The 1862-nt window shown below is 76.9% G+C and carries 2 protein-coding genes and 1 pseudogene; 2 read left to right on the forward strand and 1 reads right to left on the reverse strand.

Annotation, left to right across the window (positions count from 1 at the left end; genetic code table 11):
- Window positions 1-86: 86 nt before the first annotated feature.
- Window positions 87-515 carry a cellulose binding domain-containing protein gene (locus ACFV0G_RS32085; RefSeq protein ID WP_380555618.1) on the reverse strand — a complete coding sequence of 143 codons (429 nt, stop codon included), beginning with the start codon at window positions 513-515 and terminating at the stop codon, window positions 87-89.
- Between the two features lie 219 nt (window positions 516-734).
- On the opposite strand from ACFV0G_RS32085, the gene ACFV0G_RS32090 reads away from it, so the two are divergent.
- Complete coding sequence (locus ACFV0G_RS32090) at window positions 735-1523, forward strand: MHYT domain-containing protein (protein ID WP_380555620.1); 789 nt, start codon at window positions 735-737, stop codon at window positions 1521-1523.
- Between the two features lie 105 nt (window positions 1524-1628).
- Window positions 1629-1862, forward strand: a pseudogene (locus tag ACFV0G_RS32095) (hypothetical protein); the annotation flags it as partial.

The following is a 1862-nucleotide window of genomic DNA, read 5'->3' on the forward strand; positions in this document are numbered from 1 at the left end:
CGGGCGCCTCCCCCCCCCACACCCCGCCCCGGGGGGGGGGGGGGGGGGGGGGGCGGCCCCCCCCCCCCCCCCCCCGCGGTCCGAGCTCACTCCACCGTGCAGGACGCCCCGTTGAGGGTGAACGCGGCCGGCCGGGAGTTGGCGGTGGTCCACGTCCCGTCGAAGCCGAAGGACGTGCTGCCGCCGCCGGGCGCGAGCGTCCCGTTGTACCCGGGGCCGCCGACCGCCACGGCGGCCCCGGTCCGGGTGTAACTGCCGTTCCACAGCTGGGAGACGGTCCGCCCGTCGGCGAACGACCAGCGCAGTGTCCAGCCGTTGACCGCGGCCGTCCCGGTGTTGCGGACGGTCACGTTCGCCGCGAAACCGCCGCCCCACTGGATGCTGACCGTGCAGGCCACCGCGCAGGACGCGCCACCGCCGCTCGGGCCCGGCGAGGTGCCCGGCGACGTGCCGGGTGAGGTGCCCGGCGAGGCCGATGCCGAGGCGGAGGCGGACGGGGACGGGGACGGGCTCACCGTGGAGTCCCCGACGATGACGAACCGTCAGTCCGGGGCGCACACACGGCGGCCGTCCATTCGAGCACACGCCCGGCCCGCCCCGGGCGGCTTTGGGCATCTTCGAGTGACCGGATCCGGACGCTGGGTAGCGTCCCCCGCATCCGAGAACCGCCTCGCACATGCGATCGGCATATGACCGCCCCTCAGGTCGATGCTTCGGAGGCCCCGTTGGGAACCATGAACCACCTCAGCTCCGGGTGGCTGACACCCGTCCTCTCCTATCTGATGGCCTGTGCCGGGGCCGCGCTCGGTCTGCGCTGCACGCTGCGCGCGCTCTCCGCCACCGGCCCGTCCCGGCGCAACTGGCTGATCACCGCCGCCGCGGCGATCGGTTCGGGCATCTGGACGATGCACTTCGTCGCCATGTTCGGCTTCAGCGTGGACGGCACCGACCTGCGCTACGACGTCCCGCTCACCCTGCTCAGCCTGCTCGTCGCCGTCCTGGTGGTCGGCATCGGCGTCTTCGTGGTCGGCTACGGCCGGCACCGCGCCCGCAGCCTGCTGGCCGGCGGCCTGACCACCGGCCTCGGCGTCGCCGCCATGCACTACCTGGGGATGTCCGCCGTCCGGATCCACGGCACGATCCGCTACACCCCGGGCACCGTCGCGCTCTCCGTCGCGGTGGCCGTCGCCGCCGCCACGGCCGCGCTCTGGGCCGCCGTCACCATCCGAAGCGTGCTGGCCGCCGCCGGCGCGTCCCTGGTCATGGGCATCGCGGTCACCTGCATGCACTACACCGGCATGGCGGCGGTGCACGTCCGGATGGAGCCCGTCCGCGGCGCGCTCGGCGGCGCCACCCCGATGCAGTTCGTCTTCCCGCTCGCCGTCGGGCTCGGCTCCTTCCTGTTCCTCACCTCCGCCTTCGTCGCGCTCTCGCCCAGCGCCCAGGAGCGCGCCGCCTACCGCGAGGCGGGCGAGCTCGCCATCGAGGAACTCGGCACCGGCGATCTCGACCGCGCCGCCTGACCGGGCCGCCAGGCCCGACCCCCGCCGCCTCGGCCGTCCCGGGCCGCCCCGGCCTCCCTGCCCCGTGCGACAGGTCCGCCCCCCGATGCCCCGAAAGGATCCCCCATGCGAGTACGCCGCGGCCTCCCGCGCAGCGCGCCCGCGGCCGCCCCCGGCGCCGCCCGCGGCCCCGTCCGGCCCGGTCCCTCCGGCCGGCACCGCGGGGCGCATGCCGGGCCACCGGCCGCCGAGGAGCTGGCCCCGCCGGCCGGACCGGCCCCGGCCCCGGCCCCGGCCCCGCGGGCCGGGCTGTGGCTGCGCCCGCGCACCGTCCGCCCCCGGATCGTCGCGGGGCGGATG

The sequence above is a fragment of the Kitasatospora sp. NPDC059571 genome, assembly GCF_042735675.1.
In the GTDB taxonomy this organism is placed as follows: Bacteria; Actinomycetota; Actinomycetes; order Streptomycetales; family Streptomycetaceae; genus Kitasatospora.

Excerpts from the sequence above, each read along its gene's own strand:
- ACFV0G_RS32090 (WP_380555620.1), top strand. The coding sequence starts at position 735 with ATGAACCACCTCAGCTCCGGGTGGCTGACACCCGTCCTCTCCTATCTG.